Source organism: Sorangium sp. So ce119, assembly GCF_051524405.1.
GTDB classification, from domain to species: domain Bacteria; phylum Myxococcota_A; class Polyangia; order Polyangiales; family Polyangiaceae; genus Sorangium; species Sorangium cellulosum_G.
The window spans coordinates 6922340-6938001 of sequence record NZ_CP150310.1 but is presented as its reverse complement, the minus strand read 5'-3'; the positions used below and the strand labels follow the sequence as shown (position 1 = coordinate 6938001).

The following is a 15662-nucleotide window of genomic DNA, read 5'->3' as shown; positions in this document are numbered from 1 at the left end:
GGGCGAGCATACCTTCGCCTCCCGAGGGTGTCACGAAATCCGCGGAGGTACGCCCGCCGCGAGGCTCACCACCGCGTCCAGCGGGAGATTCGCCTCACGCGGGTATAGAGGGTGCCGTCGCTGGCGAGCGCGAGCCGCTCCGCGATGTGCGTCCCGAGGTGGGGTCCCCAGCCACCGTCGTCGAACGGCTCGTCCGCGTCCGCGCCGAGGTTGTACTCCCAGCATTGCGCGTAGTGTTGCGTGACGTTCTGGTGCTCGAGCGCGCAGTTCCCCGGGGACGGGTCGCCGTCGTGATCGCGGGACGACCACCCCGACATGAAGTGGGCAACGAAGATGTCGGCGTTCCCTGTCGTGTGATCGGGCCGGAGGAGCTTCATGGTCTCCGGGTCGATGCCCTCCGCGGTCGCGCGCATGACCTCCTCGACGGTCCCCTCGAGATCCTCGATCTCGTCGCGGTACTCGCGACCGACGACGTAGAGGGAGCCCCGGTAGAAGTTCTGACCGGGCCCCGGCTCTCCCCTGGTCCCGAGCCGCTCGGCGTAAGGGATGTCCCAGAACTGCAGCGTCTTTCCCGCCTCCGACCCGACGCTGTTGTAGAGGAGCGCCCACCCGCCGCCGTCCGTCACCAGATCGCACCATGCGGCGAACTCCGGCTCTGGGCCGGGCCCGTCCGGATCGAGCGAGTAGACGTCGCTCGGCAGGCCGCGAGGGACGTCCCCGCACCGGGCGTATGTGCACCTCTCGTTCACGACACCGTCACAGTCCTCGTCCTCGGCGGTGTCGCAGCGATCGGGCGCCGGAAGCACCTGGCCAGCGCACGGGCCGTACCCGTTGCCCTGCTCGTCGCAGACCCTCAGGCCGGCGCGACAGGCGCCGCGGTTCAGCGTGCCGGCCGGCCCGCCGTAACAGGCGTCCTGGCTGCCAGGATCGCAAGGGCGCCCGCCGCCGCCGCCGCCGCTCGCGGCCGCGTCACCGCCGCCGGCGCTCGCGGCCGAGCCGCCGCCGCCGGCGCTCGCGGCCGGGCCGGCCTCGTCGAACCTCCGCACCTTGGTCGAGCAGGACGGCGCGGCGGCGAGCAACACGACGGCTGCGCAGCAGGCTCCTGCGACCGAGGCCTCGCCGAGTACGATGCGACCTTTGCGTGTGCGAACGTCTGCCACGCTGCCTTATACACCAGCCGCCCCGGCGTGTGCACCGGCCCGTGCGCCGGGGGGCGGGGAGGCTTCGCCGCCGCGCGCCGGCGGTCGTCACAGGGGGCGGACGTGGGCCGGGATCTGGCCGCTTTGCAGCGCGAAGGTGATGGCGCTCTGGAGGGTGCTCTTCGTGAGGATGCCCGCCAGATCGAGCCCCAGCCCGACGAGCGTCTGCGCCACCGCCGGCCGGATGCCGGTCAGGATGGTCCTTGCGCCGAGGAGCTGCAGCGCCTTCGCCGTGTCGACGAGCGCGGAGGCGACGCGCGTGTCGATCTCCTTGAGCCCCGTCACGTCGAGGATGACAATCTGCACCTGCGTCGACTGGACTCCATCGAGCGCGACCGACATCACCTGTCCGATCCGCTCCGAGTCCATCTGACCCACGAGCGGCATGACCACGATGCGATCGGTGATCGGGATGAGCGGCGTCGACATCGCCTGCATCGAGTCGCGGAGCCGCGCGAGCGTCCGCTCGAGCTCCCCGTGCACCTCCTTGTAGGACGTGACGTCGTGCGCGGTGCCGTAGACGAGCCGGCGCGACGGCTCCTCGGACGCGTCCATGTGCGCGGTCCACGCGAGCCACTTGTACGATCCGTCCTTGCACGCATAGCGGTTGTCGAACCGGATCGTCGTGCGGCCCTGGAACAGGGCGGTGGCCTCGGCGAGCGTCGCCTCGCGGTCGTCGGGGTGGACGAACTCGATGAACGGCTTGGCGGTCATCTCCTCGGGAGACCAGCCGAGGGTCTGCCTCCACGCCGGGTTGGCGTGGCGGAAATACCCGTTTGCGTCCAGGGTCACGAGGAGGCCCACCGAGACCTGGAACAGCTTCTCGTACACCGTCGCGAGGTGCGTCACGCGCGCGAGCTCATCCGCCCGCTCCCTGTCGCTCGTCACGTCCATCGCCGTGGCGTAGATGAGGCGCTCCTCGGGGGCGTCGTCCATGTCCACGCTCGCGGCCCAGCCGAGCCACCTGTACGAGCCGTCCTTGCACCGATAGCGGTTGTCGAACCGGGCGTGCGTGTGCCCCTGCAAGAGCTCGGCCGTCGCCGCGAGCGTGGCCTCGCGGTCGTCGGGGTGGACGAACTCGATGAACGGCTTGCCCCGGAGCTCGTCGAGCGACCAGCCGAGGATCCGCTCCCAGGCGGGGTTCAGATCATGGAAGTGGCCGCGCGCGTCCGCCGTGGCCAGCAGCCCTGCCGAGACCTGGAAATGCTTTTCGTGGCTCAAGCCCATGTCCTCCCCTGCGCGGTCACGGCGCGCGCTCCTCGTCGCGCCCGTCTGCTTATCCGGTATTCCCCCGCCCGAACGCAGGTGAGCGCCGTCCCGCGCCGTCCGGCCGGAGCGCGCGGGCGCACACCGCCAAAGCGAGGTCGACCCCACCGATGCGTCGGAGCTCGCTTGTCCACGAGATCGACTTTTATGTCAAGGGTGTCCGTGGCTCCCTGGCGCGACCGAGAGGAGCGGCCGGAGCCGTGGGTAGGCGCGCGTCTCTCGTCGGCGCCCACTGTCGGTGTCACCGCGGTTGCCAGGCCACCATGAGGCGGGTAGGGTCCGCGCCCACAAGGAGTGGACCATGACAGTCTCTGCGATTTTCGACCCGGCGCGCTGGCGTGAGGTCGAAGGGTTCTCGTTCGAGGATCTCACGTACCACCGCGCCCTGGACCAGGGCACCGTGCGCATCGCGTTCAACCGCCCCGAGGTGCGCAACGCGTTTCGCCCGCGCACCGTCGACGAGCTGTACACGGCGCTCGAGCACGCGCGCACGACAGCGGACGTGGGATGTGTGCTGATCACCGGCAACGGGCCCTCTCCCAGGGACGGCGGCTGGGCGTTCTGCTCCGGCGGAGACCAGCGCATCCGCGGGAAGGATGGATACAAGTACGAGGGGGCGAGCGCGGGGCAGGCCGATCCGGCGCGGCTCGGCCGACTCCACATCCTCGAGGTGCAGCGGCTCATCCGGTTCATGCCCAAGGTGGTCATCGCGGTGGTGCCCGGCTGGGCGGCCGGCGGAGGTCACAGCCTCCATGTCGTCTGCGACATGACCCTCGCGAGCCGCGAGCACGCGATGTTCAAGCAGACGGACCCGGACGTCGCGAGCTTCGACAGCGGGTATGGCTCGGCGCTGCTCGCGCGGCAGGTCGGGCAGAAGAAGGCGCGGGAGATCTTCTTTCTCGGGCTCGACTACACGGCAGAGCAGGCGGCGGCGATGGGGATGGTCAACGCCGTCGTCCCCCACGCCGAGCTCGAGGAGGAGGCGCTCCGGTGGGGCGCGATCATCAACTCGAAGAGCCCCACCGCGATGCGGATGCTGAAGTACGGTTTCAACCTGCCTGACGAGGGGCTGGTCGGACAGCAGCTCTTCGCCGGCGAGGCGACGCGGCTCGCCTACGGCACGGAGGAGGCGCAGGAGGGTCGAGACGCCTTTTTAGAGAAGCGCCGTCCCGACTTCAAGCGCTTTCCCTGGCACTACTGAACGCGGCGCGCCGCCCGGTCCCCGGCGGGCGCCGCCGCCCACCCCGGGGGGCAGACGGTGGCGCTCAAGTGTTGGAAATTAAAACGAAAAATTTTGACGACCCCGGCGCTCGAGGCACGGCGGTCGCTGCTGCCTGTTCGGGTGGTTCTGTAAAATTTCGTCGCTGATGCACGAAATACGGCGCGTTCACCGCGTCGTGACGCGTGATCTCGATGACGCCGCAACGCGTGATACCCGAGGCCAGGACGTCACGAGATCTCGACGCGCCCTCGGCCCGCATCCGCGCTTGACAACGACACCGACTCCATCGATTGTTGCGCGGTCATAAGGTTCCGTGCGCGTCGTCTCTGCTGCGGGACTGTCAACTTTAGCTGGAGATGCTGATTATGCTTTTTGCTTCAAGGTCGGCTGGTCGGAAGCGTTCGTGGCTGTCTCTGGGAGGGCCGCTCCTTGTGGCGCTCGTGGGCGGCCTCGCCGCGGTCGGCTGCGGCGGCGACGATCCCTCGAATGGCACGGGCGGGTCGGGCGGGTCGGGCACGGGCGGGTCGGGCGCGTCGGGCACGGGCGGGTCGGGCGGGTCGGGCACGGGCGGCGCCGGCGGCGAGGAGCAGGTCGAGACGGTGCCGCCGTCCGGTGATGAGCTGATCCGCGTCAACCAGGTCGGGTACCTGCCGAACGCAGCCAAGTTCGCGACGGTCGTCGCCGCGGCGGACAAGCCGCACGAGTGGCAGCTCGTCGACGCCGGCGGCACGGTGATGGCCCGGGGGGCGACCCACGTCGTGGGCACCGACGCGAGCTCCGGCGAGCACGTGCACACCATCGACTTCACCGACTTCGTCGCGGCCGGCCAGGGGTTCACGCTGCGCGTCGGGGACGTGTCGAGCCACCCGTTCGACGTGAGCCCGACCATCTACTCTCAGATGAAGTACGACGCGCTCGCTTACTTCTATCACAACCGCTCCGGCATCGAGATCCTGGAGCAGTACGTGGGCCCGGACCACGCGCGTCCGGCGGGGCACATGCCGGACCAGGCGCCCTGCGCCGCGGACATCGGTTGCACGTACACGCTCGACGTCACCGGCGGGTGGTACGACGCCGGCGATCACGGCAAGTACGTGGTGAACGGCGGTATCTCCGCGTGGACGCTGCTGAACCAGTACGAGCGCCTCGTCGCGCTCGGGTCCACCGTGGGCGACTTCGGCGACGGCAAGCTGAAGATCCCCGAGAACATGAACCAGATCCCGGACCTCCTCGACGAGGCCCGGTGGGAGATCGAGTTCTTCCTCAAGATGCAGGTGCCGGAAGGGGAGGAGAACGCGGGCATGGTGCACCACAAGATCCACGACGCGGAGTGGACCGGCCTGCCGCTGGCCCCGCACGAGGATCCGCAGCCGCGGTACCTGCGCCCGGTCAGCACCGCGGCGACGCTCAACGTGGCCGCCTCCGCGGCGCAGGCGGCGCGCATCTGGCGCGAGCTCGACCCCGCGTTCTCCGAGGCGTGCCTCGAGGCCGCGACGCGGGCGTGGGACGCGGCGCAGGCGAACCCGGAGGTCATCCCGAACGAGGGCGAGGTCGTGGGCGGCGGCGCCTACGGCGACGGCGAGCTGAGCGACGAGTTCTACTGGGCGGCCGCCGAGCTCTTCATCACCACGGGCGACGCCAAGTACCAGGCCGAGCTCGCGGCCTCGCCCTACGCCGAGGATCTCCTCGGCGCGCCCGGCACGTTCAGCGCCATGACGTGGGGGCAGGTCGACGGGCTGGGCGCCATCTCGCTCGCCGTCGTCGACGCCCAGCACGCGGCGGCGGAGCGCGAGGCGGCGCGGGCCAAGCTGGCCGCCATCGCCGACAAGTACCTCGACGTCATCGGCGCGGAGGGCTACCGGGTCCCCTTCAAGGCGGACGCGACCGGGTATCCCTGGGGCTCCAACTCGTTCGTGCTCAACAACATGCTCGTCCTGGCGCTGGCGCACGACTTCACCGGCGAGCAGAAGTACCTCGACGGCGTGGTGTCGGGCGCGGACTACATCCTCGGGCGCAACGCGATGGACAAGTCCTATGTCTCCGGCTACGGCGAGAACCCGCTGAAGAACCCGCACCATCGCTTCTGGGCTGCCCAGCTCAGCGACGAGTTCCCGGCCGCCCCGCCGGGCGCGGTCTCCGGCGGCCCCAACTCTGCACGTCAGGACCCGGTCGCCATGGAGCAGATCGACGCCGCGTGCGCGCCGCAGAAGTGCTATATCGACGACATCGAGGCGTGGTCGGTCAACGAGATCACGATCAACTGGAACGGCCCGTTCGCGTGGGTCGTGTCCTGGCTCGACGAGAAGGGCACCCAGACCGGCCAGTGACGTGAAGCGCCGCGCGGTCACGGGGGCCACACGGACCTCGCGGGCCACGCGGACCTCACGGATCCCCACGCACCGCACGGACCAGACGAACCGCCGCCCGGCCCCGCCATCCCGGCGGGGCGCGGGGCGCGGGGCGAGTCGTGGGCACCGTCGCGCGCCGTCCCGCGCGGCGTGCGATTGGCCGCGACAGCCGTCCAGCTTCTGCTAGGTTGCGCGGCTTTCATGAATCCAGACTCACCGATCGACGCCTTGCCCGCGCCGCTCGCGGGCGCGCTCGCCCGCCGCGGCTTCACCTCCCTCACCCCCGTTCAACAGGCCGTCCTCGCGCCGGAGCTCGCCGGCCGGGACCTCCGCGTCTCGTCGCAGACCGGCTCGGGAAAGACCGTGGCCATCGGCCTCGCGCTCGCCCCCCGCCTCGAGCGCGCCGTCGCCGAGCGCGCCGCCGCGGCCTCGCCCGAGGGCGCGCCCCGGACCACGGCGGCCCCGGCCGCGGTCATCATCGCCCCCACGCGCGAGCTCGCCGCGCAGATCGCCGGCGAGCTCGGCTGGCTCCTCGCGCCCCTCGGCGCGCGCGTCGCCTGCGTCACCGGCGGCACGAGCTTCGGCGCGGAGGCGCGCTCGCTGCGCCGCGATCCGCTCGTCATCGCCGGCACGCCCGGCCGCCTGCTCGATCACCTCGAGCGCGGGACCGTCGATCCGCGCGGCGTTGTCGCCCTCGTGCTCGACGAGGCGGACCAGATGCTCGACCTCGGCTTCCGCGACGAGCTCGAGGCGATCGCCGGCCGGATGCCCGCGGACCGCCAGACCCACCTCGTCTCGGCCACCTTCTCGCGCGACGTCCGCGCGCTCGCCGATCGCTTCCAGCGCGACGCGGTGAGCGTCGAGGGCACGCGCCCCGGCGCGGCCAACGGCGACATCGCGCACGTCGCCCACCTCGTGCTGCCGGCCGAGCGCGACGCGGCGCTCGTGAACCTGCTGCTCCTCGCGCCCGGCGAGCGCACGCTCGTCTTCGTGCGCACGCGCGAGGGCACCGCCGAGCTCGCCGACAAGCTCACCGCGCTGGGCCTGCCCGCGGGCGCCCTGAGCGGCGACCTCGAGCAGCGCGAGCGCACGCGCACGCTCGACGCGTTCCGCTCCGGCGCCATCACCACGCTGGTCGCGACCGACGTCGCCGCGCGCGGCATCGACGTGCCCGAGGTCGGGCGCGTCATCCACGCCGATCCCCCGGGCGACCCCGAGATCTACACGCACCGGAGCGGTCGCACCGGCCGGGCGGGCCGCAAGGGGACGAGCGTGCTGCTCGTCGCGCCGTTCGCGCGCGAGCACGCGCTGAGGCTGCTCCGGCGCGCGCGCGTCGAGGTCACGTTCCGGCCCGCCCCGTCGCCCGCCGACGTGCTGCGCGCCGCCGACGAGCGGCTCGCGGCCGAGCTCGCCGCCGCGCGCCGGGTCGACGCGGCCGACGCGAGCGCGGCCGACGCGAGCGCGGCCGACGCGAGCGCGACCGACGCGAGCGCGGCCGACGCGGCCGACGCGAGCGCGGCCGACGCGAGCGCGGCCGACGCGGCCGACGCGAGCGCGGCCGACGCGGCCGGGGAGCGCGCCGCCGACGCGGCTGGCGAGCGCGCGCGCGAGCGGTCGGGCCCCGCGCCCGAGCCGCGGCTCATGCAGCTCGCCGCGCGCCTGCTCGCGGACATGGACGCCACCGAGCTCGTCGCGGCGCTCCTCGCGCGGGCGAAGCACACCGGCCCCTGCGCGCCGCAGCCCGTCACCGCCGTCGCGCCGCCCCGGTCCGAGCCGCCGTCGCGCGATCGCGCCGCCGGGCATCGCGGCGACGCCGCCCGCCACGGCGGCGCCGTGTACCGCCCCGCCGGTCGTCGGGACGACGCCGGCCGCTACGGCGGCGCTGCTCTCCGCGGCGACGTCGCTCCTCGCGGCGGCGCTGCTTTCCGTGGCGACGTCGCTCCTCGCGGCGGCGCTGCTTTCCGTGGCGACGTCGCTCCTCGCGGCGACGCCGCTCGCCGCGGCGACGGGGCGCACGCCCCGCGCCTCCCCTTCGTGCCCTTCCAGGTCAACTGGGGGGAGCGCCACGGCGCCGATCCCCGGCGCCTGCTCGCCCTCGTGTGCCGCCGCGGCGGCGTGTCGAGCCAGCAGATCGGCGCGATCCGCATCGGCAGCACCGCGTCCGTCGTCGAGGTGGCCTCCCCCGCGGCGCCCGACTTCGCGCGCGCGGTCAACCAGCCGGACGCGCGCGACGCGCGGATCCGCATCGTCCGCGCGAGCTCGATGCGCGTCGACTAGCCGGAAGATCAGCCGCCGCGCGCGCGGGACAGCGCGCGCGGCGCGGCCGCGAGCGCGGTCCCGCGCGCTACGGGGATAATTGCCTTGAAAGGCAGGGGTTTCCTGATTTCTTGACGACCTCAGGTGTTGTACAAGGGACGGGTGAACCGAAGCCCGAACAACAAGCCAGCCACACGCCGTCTTGCGAGCCCGGCCGCAGTGCTCGCAGCATTGCTCGGTCTTGCCCTCGTCGGATGCGGCGGCAGCGTGCCCCCGCCGAACGACCAGCTCGCCGCGTCGCAGGCCGCCATCCGCGCGGCGGACGAGGTGGGCGCCGGGACCGACCCGCAGGCCACCCTCCACCTGAAGCTCGCCAACGAGCAGATCGAGCAGGCCAGGCAGCTCATGCAGGCCGGCGAGAACGAGGCCGCCCTGCCGCTCCTCGAGCGCGCCGAGGCGGACGCCGAGCTCGCGCTGGCGATCGCGAAGGCGCGCGCCACGCAGGCCCAGGCGGAGGACGCGCTGAAGCAGGTCGAACAGCTGCAGCAGGCGGGGGTCAAGTGAAGCGAGAGGTGAAGGTGATGGCTTCTGGAATGAAGAACCTGTCCTTGCCGGCCCGGTCCCTCGCGCTGTGCGCGGCGCTCTACGCGGCGTCGGGGTGCAGCGCGGCGATGCCGCCGAAGGAGCTCGTCGAGGCCCGCACGAGCTACAAGCGCGCGGCCCAGGGCCCGGCGGCGAACCTCGCGCCCGCCCAGCTCGACACGGCGAAGCAGGCGCTCTCCCGCGCCGAGGGGTCGTTCAACGAGGACCCCGAGGCGCAGCAGACGCGCGACCTCGCCTACATCGCCGACCGCAAGGCGCGGGAGGCCGAGGCGGCGGCGGCGCTCGAGCAGGCGCAGCGCGACAAGGCCGAGGCGGAGCAGAACTTCAAGGAGCTCTCGCACGAGCAGCTCGCCACCGCGAAGGAGGCGCTGCAGACGAACCAGCAGCAGATCGAGCGCGAGCGCCAGGCGCGCGCCCAGGCCGAGAGCGGGCGGGTCCAGGCCGAGAGCGCGCGCAGCGAGGCCGAGAAGGCCCGCAAGGAGGCCGAGGCGGCGCGGCGGGAGGCCGAGCGCGTCGCGAACGCGGCGCTCGCGAGCCTGAAGGAGATCGCCGCGGTCAAGGAGGAGAAGCGCGGCGTGGTCATCACGCTCTCGGGCGCCGTCCTGTTCGCCTCGGGCAAGTCCGAGCTCCTGCCGATCGCCAAGGAGAAGCTCAACCAGGTCGCGACCACCCTGAAGGACCAGGGGTCGCCGCCGCTCCGGATCGAGGGGCACACCGACTCGACCGGCTCCGCCCAGGCGAACCGCAAGCTCTCGCTCGATCGCGCCGACGCCGTGAAGACCCACCTCATCAGCGTGGGGCTCCCCGCCGACAAGATCACGACCGTCGGCCACGGGCCGGACCGGCCGGTGGCGGACAACGCCAGCGTCGAGGGCCGCGCCAACAACCGGCGCGTCGAGATCATCGTCAACCCGACCAGCGCGCAGTGATGCGCGCGCCGGGCCGCGCGCCCCTGCGGGGCGGCGGCCCGGCGTGAGCCCGTCCGCGCCGCCGTCACCGCGGGCGGCGCGAGGGGGCGCGCCGCGCGGAGGGCCTCAGGGCGGGCCCGCTCCCGGCGTGAATCGCCGTGCCCCTGACCGACCGGGGCTTCGACGGCGCGGGCTCGGCGCGCGCCGCGCCGGCCGCGATATGCGCCTCGAAGTCGTCGAACATCGCGCCGAGCTGGTGGTAGCACCGCTCGACGAGCTGCAGCGCCTCTCTCTGCGCCTCGTCGTCGAGCTCGAGGGCCTTGATACGAGCGTCGTTGCATTCCTCGAAGACGTCATGGGCCTTCTCGACGTCGAGGTGTGTCTGGGAGAAGTAGCGCAGGCGGCGCCGCTCGCCGATGCGATCGAGGTAGCGCGCGAAGCGCTCGAAGAACACGTGTCCTGCGGACTCGAGCGTCAGGAGCAGGGTGAGCTGACTGGCGTCGTGGCGCGCGGTGAACGCCTCCGACATCAGCGCGAAGCTCGCGCTGCGCGCGGCGTCATGAGGCGGAGCGAAGAGCTGCGCCGCCGTGGGCAGCTCGATGCCGAGCGCCTTGAGATCCGCGACGAACCACCGGTCGTGCCCCGCGTCTTCCAGGCGATGGCAATGGATCAGGCGCTTGTATTCCGGATCGGCCGCGCGCTCGTCGCTGATGCGCAGGATCTCTTGGAATGTCATCACGAAGAACGCCAAGCAGAGCGGAAAGGGCGCGAGCTGCTCGAGGGGCGGGTTCTTCTCGAGGCGCGCGAAGAACGGGTGCCTGGTGAAACGCGCCTCATGGCGCAGGATGCGTTCTTGAATCATTTTCATGGCCTGGTGTTCTCCGAAAGCCACAAAATGATGCAAACAATGTACCGAAAGTTGGTCTGTCCGGTGCGCTGCTATGCAGTCCAGGACGCGTTTTGCTGTACGCTGTTGCCGGCGGGTGAGGGCAGGGGCGGGAGCGCAAGATGACCGAGACGAAGAGTGCGAGGGAAGTGATGCACAAGCTCGGTCGACGTACGTTTCTCGACCTCCTGGGGCTCGGTGGGCTCACGCTGTCGATCGGCGCGGGGTGCGGGCCGGCCGGCGCGGAGGGGGCGGAGGACGAGGGGCTGTGGGGCCAGTCGAGCGCCGCGCTGCGGCTCTCGCTCACGACCCGGCTCACGACGAACTACGGTGTTCGGTACCCGCTCGTCAGCGCCGGCATGGCGTTCGTCAGCCTGCCTCCGCTCGTGGCCGCGGTCTCCAACGCGGGGGGGATCGGCTTGCTGGGCTCGGCGACCGAGCCGCCGCCGGTGGTGCAGGCGCGAATTCAAGCGACCAAGGCGCTCACGTCAAACCTGTTCGGCGTGGATTTCATCGTCGAGACGGGGGCTGGGGGCTCCTTCGTCACGCACGAGCATATCGACGTCTGTATCGCCGAGGCGGTGGAGCTCGTGGTTTTCCACTGGAACGCGCCCGAGGTCGCCTGGGTCGACGCGCTCCACGCGGCGGGGGCCAGGGTCTGGGTCCAGGTGGGCTCGGTGGCGGCGGCGCGCGCCGCGATCGCGGTCGGCGCGGACGGGATCATCGCGCAGGGGTCTCAGGCTGGCGGCCACGCCCGGGCGACGCTGACGACCAGGGATCTCGTGCGCGAGATCCGCAGGCAGGTGAACCCTGCGCTGCTCCTGGCGGCGGGGGGCATCGCGGACGGCGTCAGCGTCCTCATGGCGCTCTACTACGGCGCTGACGGCGTGGTCGCCGGCACGCGCTTCGTCGCGTCGACGGAGGCGTACGCCCACCCCGATTACAAGGCGCGCCTCGTGGCGGCGGGCGGCGGGGCCACGGCGATACAGACCTTCTTCGGCCCGGAGTTTCCAAACCAGCGCCAGCGCGTCCTGCGCAACCGCGTCGTCAGGCAGTGGGCCGGGAAGGAGTCGAGGATCCTTGTGCCGCCGCCTCCGCCCGCCACCATCGGCACGACCGTGCTGTTCCCCGGGGTCCTGGACATCCCTTATGTCATGCCGAAGTTCAGCGCCATCGTCCCCACGCCGGACACGGTCGGCGATCTCGAGGAGATGGACATGCCCGCCGGCTCCGAGAGCGTCCTGGCCGTCAAGAGCATCAAGCCCGCGGCCGAGATCGTGACGCAGATGATGGCCGAGGCGCAGGTGATCCTCGACCTGCTCGGCCGCCACGTGCGCAGCGCCGAGGCGATCGAGGCGGCCAGGTAGTCCGACGACGACGGACGCTTTTATGCGGGATCTGGCAGGAAGAGGAGAGCCTCGGTCACGGGCGGTGGACGTCGTCCCGCGCCGCACGCCGTGCGAACGGGCGCAGGGCGTGCGCCCTCACGCTCTGGACGCCGGCGCCTCTCGCCGGCTCTCGCTTCGACGGCACGACCCCGGCGCGCGCCGAGGTGTCGGCGATCTGCGCCTCGATCTCGTCGAACATCCCGTGGAGCTCCCGGTAGCACCGGTCGACGAGCTGTAGCGCCTCCGCCCGCGCCTCCGGGTCGAGGACGATGGACTCGAGGCGAGCGTCGGTGTCCTCCCCGAAGATGCCGTGCGCCTTCTCCATGTCGAGGCGCGTCCGGGAGAAGTAGCGCAGGCGGCGCCGCTCGCCGATGCGCTCCAGGTAGCGCGCGACGCGCTCGAGGAAGACGTGCCCCGCCGACTCGAGCGTCAGCAGCAGCGTGAGCTGGCTCGCGTCGTGGCGCACCCTGAACGCCTCCGCGACGAGCGCAAAGCTTGCGTCGCGCGCGGCGTGGTGAGGCTGGCCGAAGAGCTGCGCCGGCGTGGGGCGCTCGATGCCGAGCGCCGCCAGATCGTCGAGGAACCAGCGGTCGCGACCGGCGTCCTTCAGGCGATGGCGGTGCACCATGCGCATGTACTCCGGATCCGACATGCGCTCGTCGCAGACGCGCAGGATGTCCCGGAACGTCATCACGAAGAACGTCAGACACAGCGGGAACGGCGCGAGCTCGGCGAGGGGCGGATCGGCCTCGAGTCGGGCGAAGAACGGGTGGTCGCTGAAGCGCGCCTGGTGGTGCGCGAGGTGCTGCTGAATCATTTTCATGGCCTGTCTACTTCTCCGGGTGCTCGCTTGATTGCAAAACTGATTGCAAAACGCATACCCGGAGCCGGTACGGCCGCGTTCGCCGTACCGCGACGGTCGTGAATTATGTTGTCGGACGACAGCCGGCGGGACGGGCGCCGGGCTTCCGCGTTGTGCTGCGGCCGGCCGCGGTGATAAGCACGGCGCGTGATCGGACGCTTTTTCCGCGGGATATGGCAGGAGTACGTGATCGACCTGCGCGACCGGCTCGACGCCGAGGCCGCGCTCCACCGGAGCACCACGCCGCCGGGCGAGGTCAGCCGCCGCATCGCGAGCGTGTTTCTCACGGTGATCGGCGTGCTCATCTTCGTTCGCTTTGCCGGCAACGAGAACGACACGCGGTGGATGGTCCAGGGCCTGCGCGCCGTGGGCCTCGACGACCTGGCGGCGCGGCTCCACGACGCGCTGAACACCTCGCCGGATCGCCGCTTTCACCAGCGGATCGTCTGGGCGGTCGGCCGCCTCACCGGCTACCTGGTGCCGACCCTCCTCGTCGCCCGCCTCGTGCTGCGCGAGCCGATCCGGAGCCTCGGCCTGCGCGTCCGCGGGACGGCGCGGCACCTGTCCATCTATGCCTTCTTCTTCGCCGTGATGGCGCCCGTGCTGTACGTCGCGTCGCTCTCGCCGGCCTTCCAGGCGAAGTACCCTTATTACAAGCTCGCGCGGGGCGAGGACCTGTGGCCGTGGTTCTGGGGGTGGGAGGCCCTCTACGCCGCGCAGTTCGTCGCGCTGGAGTTCTTCTACCGCGGCTTCTTCATCCACGGGATCCGCCGCGCGCTCGGCTATTCATCCATCTTCGTCATGATGGTTCCTTACACGATGATCCATTTCGGCAAGCCGCTGCCCGAGACCCTCGGCTCGGTGCTCGCCGGGTTCATCCTCGGCACGGTGAGCCTGAAGAGCGACTCCATCTGGGGCGGGTGCGCGATCCACGTCGCGGTCGCGACGTCGATGGACCTCCTCTCCCTGTGGCACCAGGGGCGTCTATGACGACGCCCCGCGGCCGCAGCGAAGAACAGAGGTTCCCGCGGTCTCGCGGCCCCGCCAGGGCCTGGCGCAGCGGCGCTCAGAGGCTCAGCCGGTCGAATCGAGACACCGCGCCGCTCGACCAGCCGCCCGCGCTGCCGCCGGCGGAGACGTAGACGCTCCTGGCGTCGCTGCTCACGGCCACGCTCGTCGCGAAGCCGAGCCCCTGGGTCGGGGCAATCTCGGTGCAGCCGGCGACGCCCTGGCCGATGCAGCCGGCGAAGAGGAGGTCACCGTTCGTCGCCCTCTTGAAGTGCGCGATCGTGCCGCCGCGCGAGGAGACATAGACGCTCTTGCTGTCCGCCGTGACCGCGACCCCGCTCGGGTCCGACAGCGCGGCGCTCGGCGCGAGGCTCGTGCACTGGCCGTTGCTGCTGCCGATGCAGCCGGCATACGCGATATCCCCGCTCGCGGACCGCCGGAAGTGCGTGATCGTGCCGGCGGCGCCGACGTAGACGCTGGTGGAGTCCGGGCTCGCGCCGAGGGCGGTGGCCTCGTAGATGGGGTTCGGCGCCGCGAGCGTCGTGCAGCCCGTCAGCGCCTGCCAGGGGCTCGAGCGACCGATGCAGCCGGCGTACGTCAGGGCTCCGCTCGAGTCCCGGCGGAAATGCGCGATGGCCCCTGGATCCGTGGATATCGTGTAGACGCTGCTGCCGTTCGCGGTGACGGTGACGCCGCGCGGGTTGCGGAGCTCGTTGGTGGCGCCGATGAGCGAGGCGCAGCCGGCCACGCCGTCACCGATGCACCCCGCGTAAGTGAGGTCTCCGTTCGTGACCCGGTCGAAGCGGTAGACCGCGCCGCGCCCGGTCGTCGCGACGGCATAGACGCTCTTGCCATCGGCGCTCGCGGCGAGGCTCGTCGTATCCTGGATGGCCACGCCGCTCACCTGCGTGCACTGGCTGCTGCTCGGCCCGCCGATGCAGCCGGCGTAGGCGAGGTCGCCGTTCGTGCTCCTTCGGAAGTGGGCGACCGAGCCGCCGGCCGAGAGCGTGTAGACGCTGTCCTGCAAGCTCACCACGGCTCGAGGTGCGTAGAGCGGCTTGGCTGGCAGGACGCTGGTGCAGCCGCTGACGCCCTGGCCGATGCACCCTCCGTACACCAGCTCGCCGGACGCCTGGCGTCGGAAATGGGCCACCGCGCCGGCCGAGCTACCGCCCGAGGTCGCGTAGACGCTGGAGCCGTCGGGGCTGACGGCCACGGCGGAGGCCGAGGCGATCGGGTTCGTCGCGCCGACCGAGGTGCAGCCGCTGCCCTGGCCGTGACAGCCGTCGAACACCAGATCTCCCACGTCGGCGCAGGACTGGCCGCAGACGCTGCCGACCTGCTGCACACAGGTCGAATCCCAGGCGACGGTGCAGCAATAGGCGTCCACGGCGCAGACGCTCGCCGCGCACGGGTCGCAGGAGGGCGTGAGCGCGCCGCCGGGGTCACATTGAGAGTGGGCGCAGAGCGCCTGCTCGGCCTCGGCGATCTGCTCGCCCACCGTCGCATCGTCGAGCCCCTCGACGCTCTCCGGCGGGCCGCTGGCGCAGCCGATGAACCCGATGGCCCAGATGCTGAGCGCTGCCGTCATGTTCCGTCGAATTGACATTCGTTCTCTCCTCGTGGGGTGTGCGAGGGAGTTTGCAGGCGCCGTACCAGCGCCGAGATCCGCCTGTCGTGGGGTTTGCGACGGCAGGTGCGGCGCGCCGGGTCGAG

The 15662-nt window shown here is 71.6% G+C and carries 12 protein-coding genes; 7 read left to right on the top strand and 5 right to left on the bottom strand.

Annotation, left to right across the window (positions count from 1 at the left end; all coding sequences use genetic code 11):
- Positions 1 to 65: 65 nt before the first annotated feature.
- Positions 66 to 1082 (bottom strand): fibrinogen-like YCDxxxxGGGW domain-containing protein, encoded by a 1017-nt coding sequence (locus tag WME76_RS26105; protein WP_437954990.1) that lies wholly within the window; start codon positions 1080 to 1082, stop codon positions 66 to 68.
- A gap of 165 nt (positions 1083 to 1247) precedes the next feature.
- Positions 1248 to 2426: a PAS domain S-box protein gene (locus WME76_RS26100; RefSeq protein WP_437284890.1), complete on the bottom strand. Its 1179-nt coding sequence runs from the start codon at positions 2424 to 2426 to the stop codon at positions 1248 to 1250.
- A 340-nt stretch (positions 2427 to 2766) separates the two neighbouring features.
- On the opposite strand from WME76_RS26100, the gene WME76_RS26095 reads away from it, so the two are divergent.
- The 5 genes from WME76_RS26095 to WME76_RS26075 all read left to right on the top strand — a co-directional run bounded on the left by WME76_RS26095 (position 2767) and on the right by WME76_RS26075 (position 9823).
- Positions 2767 to 3666, top strand: coding sequence for a 1,4-dihydroxy-2-naphthoyl-CoA synthase (locus WME76_RS26095; RefSeq protein WP_437954989.1), 900 nt, complete (start codon positions 2767 to 2769; stop codon positions 3664 to 3666).
- A gap of 452 nt (positions 3667 to 4118) precedes the next feature.
- Entirely contained in the window at positions 4119 to 6014 is a 1896-nt protein-coding gene (locus WME76_RS26090) for a glycoside hydrolase family 9 protein (protein ID WP_437954988.1), read from the top strand.
- 222 nt (positions 6015 to 6236) lie between these two features.
- Complete coding sequence (locus WME76_RS26085) at positions 6237 to 8312, top strand: DEAD/DEAH box helicase (protein ID WP_437954987.1); 2076 nt, start codon at positions 6237 to 6239, stop codon at positions 8310 to 8312.
- Between the two features lie 246 nt (positions 8313 to 8558).
- A complete protein-coding gene (locus WME76_RS26080) occupies positions 8559 to 8855 on the top strand; it encodes a DUF4398 domain-containing protein (protein WP_437954986.1) in 297 nt (98 codons plus the stop codon).
- Between the two features lie 17 nt (positions 8856 to 8872).
- Positions 8873 to 9823, top strand: a complete 951-nt coding sequence (locus tag WME76_RS26075) for an OmpA family protein (RefSeq protein WP_437954985.1) — start codon at positions 8873 to 8875, stop codon at positions 9821 to 9823.
- Between the two features lie 64 nt (positions 9824 to 9887).
- Here the strand turns inward: WME76_RS26075 and WME76_RS26070 are convergent, their stop codons facing one another.
- Positions 9888 to 10670, bottom strand: coding sequence for a hypothetical protein (locus WME76_RS26070; RefSeq protein WP_437954984.1), 783 nt, complete (start codon positions 10668 to 10670; stop codon positions 9888 to 9890).
- Between the two features lie 170 nt (positions 10671 to 10840).
- Between WME76_RS26070 and WME76_RS26065 the strand changes: the two genes are divergently transcribed.
- A complete protein-coding gene (locus WME76_RS26065; RefSeq protein ID WP_437954983.1) occupies positions 10841 to 12055 on the top strand; it encodes an NAD(P)H-dependent flavin oxidoreductase in 1215 nt (404 codons plus the stop codon).
- Positions 12056 to 12110: 55 nt separating this feature from the next.
- Here the strand turns inward: WME76_RS26065 and WME76_RS26060 are convergent, their stop codons facing one another.
- Entirely contained in the window at positions 12111 to 12899 is a 789-nt protein-coding gene (locus WME76_RS26060; protein WP_437954982.1) for a hypothetical protein, read from the bottom strand.
- Positions 12900 to 13085: 186 nt separating this feature from the next.
- Here WME76_RS26060 and WME76_RS26055 point away from each other — a divergent pair, with 186 nt between their 5' ends.
- A complete protein-coding gene (locus WME76_RS26055) occupies positions 13086 to 13928 on the top strand; it encodes a CPBP family glutamic-type intramembrane protease (protein ID WP_437954981.1) in 843 nt (280 codons plus the stop codon).
- A gap of 76 nt (positions 13929 to 14004) precedes the next feature.
- Here WME76_RS26055 and WME76_RS26050 read toward each other — a convergent pair whose 3' ends face one another.
- Entirely contained in the window at positions 14005 to 15555 is a 1551-nt protein-coding gene (locus WME76_RS26050; RefSeq protein WP_437954980.1) for a hypothetical protein, read from the bottom strand.
- Positions 15556 to 15662: the final 107 nt, after the last annotated feature.